A 6,281-nucleotide genomic window follows, 5' to 3' on the forward strand; every position below is an offset into this window, starting at 1 on the left:
TCACCCGGCCGCCGATTGCGCGTAACCCTTCATCACCTCGTCCTTCAGCACGCTCCAGATTTCCCGGTGCAGCGTGTGGAATTCGTCCTGCAGCCGGACCTCCGAAATATCGCGCGGGCGGGCAAGCGACACCCGCCAGTCGCCGATGATGCGCGCACCGGGCCCCGCCGACATGATCACGACCCGGTCGGCGAGCGCGATCGCTTCTTCGAGATCGTGGGTGACGAACAGCACCGCCTTGCGGTCGGCGTTCCACAATTCCAGGAGCAAATTGCCCATGATCTGGCGGGTCTGCGCGTCGAGGGGCCCGAACGGCTCGTCCATCAGCAGAATTTTTGGATCGCGTATCAGCACCTGCGCCAGGCCGACGCGCTTGCGCTGACCGCCCGACAGCATGTGCGGATAGCGGTTGCCGAACGACCCGAGACCGACCGCGGTCAGCCAGCCCTGCGCCCGCTCCAGCGCCATCGCGCGCGGCGCGCCCTGGATCTCGAGGCCAATGGCGACATTGTCGATCGCGGTTTTCCAGGGAAACAGCGCATCGGCCTGAAACAAGTAACCGGCGTCCCGGTTGAGGCCGGTCAGCGGCTGGTCGAAAATTCGCACCGCCCCCGAAGCGGGTTTCAGGAGGCCAGCGGCGACGTTCAGCAGCGTCGATTTCCCGCATCCGGTCGGCCCGACAATGGCGACGAACTCGCCATACTCGATCCGCAAATCAGCCTTTTCGACCGCGGTGTAGACGCGGTTATCGGCGAGGCGGAACGCCACCGTCGCGTCGTCAAGCGCGACCGCCGTTGGCTTTGCGGTGACATCCGCCTGCACGCATTTCCCCGATATACATTGTTGCGGCGTACGCCTTACCGCCCCCGCCGCGACAATTCAACCGATCGCGGCAATAGGCAAGCGCCGCGTCGGCTTGGTTGCTTGCTGGCGGTGTGATAGTCCGAAGAAATGAACGCCGCCCCGCCCCTGATCGCATTTGCGCATGTCAGCAAGAGCTTCGACGGCGGCCGCGGCGCCAAGCCTGTTTTGGCGGTGGACGACGTCTCGCTCGACGTCGCCGGAGGCGAATTCCTCGCCATCGTCGGCGGTTCCGGTTCCGGCAAGACGACGCTGCTGCGGCTGGCGAACCGGCTGATCGACGCCGACTCCGGCGACATCAGGGTCGAAGGCGAGGACGTGCGCGCGGTCGATCCGGTCGCGTTGCGCCGCCGCATCGGCTACGTGTTCCAGAGCGGCGGCCTGTTTCCGCATATCAGCGTCGCCGGCAATATCGGGATCACGCCGAAATTGTTGGGCCTGCCGGCGGCGGAAATTTCTTCGCGGGTGGACGAATTGCTCGACCTTGTGCGGCTCGATCGCGCGCAATATCGCGGGCGCTTTCCGCACGAGCTGTCGGGCGGCCAGCGCCAGCGCGTCGGCGTCGCCCGCGCGCTGGCGGCACGGCCGAAGATCGTGCTGATGGACGAGCCGTTCGGCGCGCTCGATCCGCTCACCCGCGACGCGCTCGGCGACGATTTTCGCGATCTGCATCGCAAGCTCGGACTGACCACCGTCATGATCACCCACGACATGACGGAGGCTATACTGCTCGCCGACCGCATCGCGGTGATGCGCGCCGGCCGGCTGGTGGCGCAGGGCACACCGGCGGAGCTTTCCAAAAGCGGCGACGCGTATGTCGGCGAACTGCTGCGGACGCCGCGGCGGCAGGCCGAGCGTCTCCAGGTGCTGCTGCCGCGGGATGGCGCGGCATGAGCCTGTTCTCCGATCCGCGCTGGAGCGAGGCGCTGACGCATTTGCCGGATTATCTCGGCAACCATGTCCGCGTCAGCGTCGCGGCGCTGGCGCTGGGACTCGCCGTCAGCCTGCCGCTGGCGATCGCCGCCCGCAACCAACCTGTGTTGCGCGGGGTGCTGCTCGGGCTTGCCTCTGTGGTGCAGACGGTGCCGGGCCTGGCGCTGCTCGCGCTGTTCTATCCGCTGCTGCTGGCGCTGGCGTCACTGTCGCTGGCCTGGTTCGGATTCGGCTTTTCCGCGTTCGGTTTCCTGCCCGCGGTGCTGGCGCTAGCGCTCTATTCGATGCTGCCGGTGCTGCGCAACACCATCACCGGCCTTAAGGGCGTCGATGCCGCCATCCTCGAGGCGGCGCAAGGCGTCGGCATGACACCGCGCCAGTCGCTGTTCACGGTGGAACTGCCGCTGGCGCTGCCGGTGATCATGGCGGGCATCCGCACCGCGGCGGTGTGGGTGATCGGCACCGCGACGCTGTCGACCCCGATCGGCCAGACCAGCCTCGGCAATTACATCTTTGCCGGATTGCAGACCCAGAACTGGGTGTTCGTGCTGTTCGGCTGCCTCGCCGCCGCGATCCTGGCGCTCGCGGTCGATCAATTGCTGGCCCTGATCGAGACCGGCATTCGCAACCGCAGCCGCGTTCGCATCGCGCTCGGCGGCGCCGGCATCGCCGCGCTGGTCGCGGCAACGCTGGTGCCGGCGCTGGCGCGCGCGCCGTCGAGCTATATCGTCGGCGCCAAAACCTTTGCCGAGCAATACGTGCTGTCGGCGCTGCTCGCGCAGCGGCTGCAGGCGGCGGGGCTGACCGCGACCACCCGCGAAGGCCTCGGGTCCAACGTCATCTTCGATGCGCTGGTGACCAATGATATCGACGTCTATGTCGATTATTCCGGCACGCTGTGGGCCAACCAGTTTCATCACACCGATATCAAGCCGCGCGCGGAATTGCTCGGCGAATTGAAAGCGATTCTGGCGCAGCAGAAGGTCACCCTGCTCGGCGAACTCGGCTTTGAAAATGCCTATGCGCTGGTGATGCCGCGCCGGCGCGCCGAGGCGCTCGGCATCCGCTCGATTGCCGATCTGGCGTCGCATGCGGGCTTGCTGTCGATCGCGGGGGACTATGAGTTCTTCTCGCGGCCGGAATGGGCCGGGCTGCAAAGGGCCTACGGCCTGAAGTTTCGCGCGCAGCGGCAGATGCAGCCGGATTTCATGTATGCCGCGGTCGCCTCCGGCGAGGTCGACGTGATCGCGGGCTATACCAGCGACGGCCTGATCGCGAAATACGATTTGGCGGTGCTGGACGATCCCCGCCACGCGATCCCGCCCTATGACGCGATCGTGCTGCTGTCGCCGAAACGCGCCGGCGACCAGGCGCTGCGGGACGCGCTGGCCCCGCTGCTCGGCAGGATCGATATCGCTGATATGCGCGAGGCGAACCTGCGCGCCGCCGGCGGCGACGGCGCGTCCTCACCATCGGCGGTGGCGCGCTGGCTGTGGGAGAAGATCGGGAAGCGGTAGGGATTCTCGATCGGAATCCGCGCGACCTTGACGACACCTCTCCCGTTGACCGTCTCCGCGACACTGCTGCGTTGTCCGTGCCAAAGAGCTAACGCTGCCGCTGCGCCAGGTAGAACCGGACAGCACTGTGACCAGCCCCAGGAGCGATGTATCTGTTCGTGTTCTCGATCCGGCGTTTGGACGCCGCGCCGCCTATCGGCTCGTTCATCGCGGACTACTGCGTCAGCACACATTGCGGTTCAACCGACGGGCATGCAGGGCTGACGAGCGCAGCGGGCGAGCGACTTACGCCTTGAGTTTCAGCTTGCCCATGAAATCGCGTTTGCCGAGTGGCGCGCCATTGTGACGGAGGATGTCGTAGGCGGTGGTGGCGTGGAAGAAGAAGTTCGGCAGCGAGAACGACATCAAGAAGCCTTCCGCCGTGAACGGCAGCGCGCGGTCGCCGATCTTGAAGGTGACATCGCGGCCAACCAGCGCATCGACGGCCTCGGGCGTGAGGCCAGACAGTTCGCTGCGCGCCTCCGTCACCAGAGCTTGCAGCCCGGCATAATCGAGTTCCGGCTTGCTCGAAGGCGGCACGAACACGCCATTCTTCGCCGCCTCCATGGCGCCACGCGAATGATGCGCGAGCGAGACGACCTGGGAGCGAAGCGGCCACATGTCAGCGGCCAGCCGCGCCTCGACGATTTCAGCGGGGTCGACGCCCTTGTCGCGGAAATGCACCAGACTCTTTTCGAGGAGACCGCCGACAGCGCCCAGTATCTGCAGATAGTTGGCGACAGTTGCATCGTAGAGCGAAAAGGCCATGGCGTCAGTCTCCCCCGTTGATACCTGCGTGAGACAATTGCCGCATTTTCCCGCGATGACAACCTCGGCCGTCAGGGCCCATGACGCCTCGCAGCGGCGGCCTCACATCCCCGGTTCGATCGGCTTTTCGATCTCGCCGCCGGCTTCGGCCCAGTCCTTGAAGGCGCCGACATTGTAGACCTGGGCATAGCCGAGGTCCTTGAGCGCCTTGGCCGCCAGCGCGGAGCGGCCGCCGGATGCGCAATACAGGATGACGGTCTTGTCCTTGGCAAAATTCTTGTCGTGGTAGGGCGAGTCGGGATCGGCGCGAAATTCCAGCATGCCGCGCGAAACATGCACCGCACCCGCGATCTTGCCGCTCTTTTCGACCTCCGGCGCGTCGCGCACGTCGACCACCAGCGTGTTGCCCTTGCCGATCATCTCGCGGGCCTTCTCCGGCGTGATCTTCGGCACCGCCGCGTTGGCGGCTTCCATCATCTGCTTCAGGGTTGTGGCCATTTGGTACCTCCTGGGATCGCTTCCCGTAATTATGGATGCCACGGCAATAGCGCTAGGGCGCTTTTCCCACCGTGACGATCTGGAATTGCTGGTTGACCGGCGCCGTCGGATGGGCGCTGTCCAGCATCTGCTCTTCGCCCAAGCCGAGCGTCACCAGGCGTTTCGGCGAAATCTTGAAGGTGTTGATCAGCATGTCGCGGATCACGTCGGCCCTGCGCTGGCTGAGCGTCAGATTGTTCTCGCGCCGGCCCGTCGACACCGTATGGCCCACGATCAGGAATTTGTATCCCCAAAGCGACGGCTGGTACAGCGTATCGGCGATACGCCCCAGCGTCCGATAGGACTCGGGCCGAATCACGGCGGCGTCTTCATCGAATTGAAGCTCGGCGGCGAACTGCGGCAGCTTGAGCAACTCCGGCGCGATCAGCGGCCGCTTGAGCGGCGCGGCGTCCGGCTTTGCCCGCGCCTTGATCCGATCCGCCGCTTGTTGTCGCAGAGCCGCCAAGTCCAGATCCGGTGCGGTTTCGAGGCCGCCCAACTTGTTGGCCCATTCCTCCGCCGTGCCGGCCGCCGGGACCTGCGCAAGGGCCGGCAGCGCCGCGAAGCCGATCAGCGCGGCCACGAGCGGGCCGATGCCATGCCGGGTTCTCCTGCACAGTCGCATCAGCGATACCCCGCCTCGGTGAGGGCCTTGTTGCAGTTGATGGTCATGCCGCGCGGTCCCGCCAACAGGCAATCCAGGGTCTGGGCGCGATCAGCCTTGACGCTGCCGCAGTATTTGTTGGCGTCGCGCTCGCATAGTTTGGTGACGGCGGCGCGCGCCGCGACGCGCTTCTGGATGGCGTCGAAGGCCTGGACGTAGTTGCTCTTGCACTGGGGGGACAACACGTCCTGATTGCGCGACAGGCAGTCCTTCAAGCGAGCGGCATCGAGGTTGACGCCGCGGCAATTGTCGACGATGTCCTTGGCGCAACTGCTACCCAGCATGGCAGCGGCATCTTCGAATTTCGTCGTCTCCGCCGACGCGGACGACGAGGCTGCAATCAGAACAAGGATAGATAGCGCGCGAACGGGGCTCATGGTTCATTTCTCATGAATTAGGCGCCCGGGGTCAAGCCGCCGAAGCGAAAAGCGCAAAGGCAGGCGGACTGTGTCCCCAACCAATACCGCAGTGCAGCGTCCAGAGAGAGGGCAAAGCGATGGCGTTCCCCGTTTGGGGCGGCCCGCGCCGCTCGGGACCCCCATGAGTTCGGCGGCTACAACCCGTGGATCAGGCCGGCGTCGATCAGGAGCCGGTTGAAGCGGCGGGCTTCGGCGCCGTCCTTGCAGGCATAGAACACGCCCTTGCAGCGAAGCATGATGTTCTTCTGCTCCTGAAACGACGGATCGAGCGGAATGCCGGCGGCTTCCTGGATCACCAGAGGCAAATAAGGCCCGTCGATCGTGTCCATCACGACAGGGCTTTGGACCGGCTCGAAGTTGATCGCATCGATCGCGTAATAGGTCGCGTAATAACGCGGGTCGTAATCCTCGAGTTTCTTGCCGATTCCGGCTTCGTCGAGGCCAGGATCGAGAATGTGCGGCGAGAATTCCGGCTGATGATCGCCGTAGCGCACGATCAGGAACGGCTGCCCCGGGAACTTCTTTTTCAGCCCGGCGATGAAC

7 protein-coding genes and 1 pseudogene are annotated in these 6,281 nt (G+C 65.2%); 2 read left to right on the forward strand and 6 right to left on the reverse strand.

Features of this window, described 5'->3' with window-relative positions; all coding sequences use genetic code 11:
- On the reverse strand, window positions 1-822 hold the full coding sequence (locus QZ213_RS22900; RefSeq protein WP_291688364.1) for an ABC transporter ATP-binding protein: 822 nt from the start codon (window positions 820-822) through the stop codon (window positions 1-3).
- Window positions 823-951: 129 nt separating this feature from the next.
- On the opposite strand from QZ213_RS22900, the gene QZ213_RS22905 reads away from it, so the two are divergent.
- Together QZ213_RS22905 and QZ213_RS22910 are read left to right on the forward strand one after the other, a co-directional pair.
- Window positions 952-1,755, forward strand: coding sequence for an ATP-binding cassette domain-containing protein (locus QZ213_RS22905; RefSeq protein ID WP_291688365.1), 804 nt, complete (start codon window positions 952-954; stop codon window positions 1,753-1,755).
- Complete coding sequence (locus QZ213_RS22910; RefSeq protein WP_291688366.1) at window positions 1,752-3,311, forward strand: ABC transporter permease/substrate-binding protein; 1,560 nt, start codon at window positions 1,752-1,754, stop codon at window positions 3,309-3,311. The genes QZ213_RS22905 and QZ213_RS22910 overlap by 4 nt, the downstream gene beginning before the upstream one ends.
- Before the next feature lie 285 nt (window positions 3,312-3,596).
- On the opposite strand, the gene QZ213_RS22915 is transcribed toward QZ213_RS22910, so the two are convergent.
- The 5 genes and pseudogenes from QZ213_RS22915 to QZ213_RS22935 form a co-directional block, all read right to left on the reverse strand.
- Window positions 3,597-4,118: a DUF1993 domain-containing protein gene (locus QZ213_RS22915; RefSeq protein WP_291688367.1), complete on the reverse strand. Its 522-nt coding sequence runs from the start codon at window positions 4,116-4,118 to the stop codon at window positions 3,597-3,599.
- Window positions 4,119-4,220: 102 nt separating this feature from the next.
- Entirely contained in the window at window positions 4,221-4,616 is a 396-nt protein-coding gene (locus QZ213_RS22920) for a rhodanese-like domain-containing protein (protein ID WP_291688368.1), read from the reverse strand.
- Between the two features lie 52 nt (window positions 4,617-4,668).
- On the reverse strand, window positions 4,669-5,280 hold the full coding sequence (locus QZ213_RS22925) for an OmpA family protein (RefSeq protein WP_291688369.1): 612 nt from the start codon (window positions 5,278-5,280) through the stop codon (window positions 4,669-4,671).
- Window positions 5,280-5,696: a hypothetical protein gene (locus QZ213_RS22930; protein ID WP_291688370.1), complete on the reverse strand. Its 417-nt coding sequence runs from the start codon at window positions 5,694-5,696 to the stop codon at window positions 5,280-5,282. Before QZ213_RS22930 ends, QZ213_RS22925 begins: the two co-directional genes overlap by 1 nt.
- Before the next feature lie 176 nt (window positions 5,697-5,872).
- Window positions 5,873-6,281: pseudogene (locus QZ213_RS22935) on the reverse strand (LTA synthase family protein); the annotation flags it as partial.

The sequence above is a fragment of the Bradyrhizobium sp. genome, from assembly GCF_017881085.1.
GTDB lineage: Bacteria > Pseudomonadota > Alphaproteobacteria > Rhizobiales > Xanthobacteraceae > Bradyrhizobium.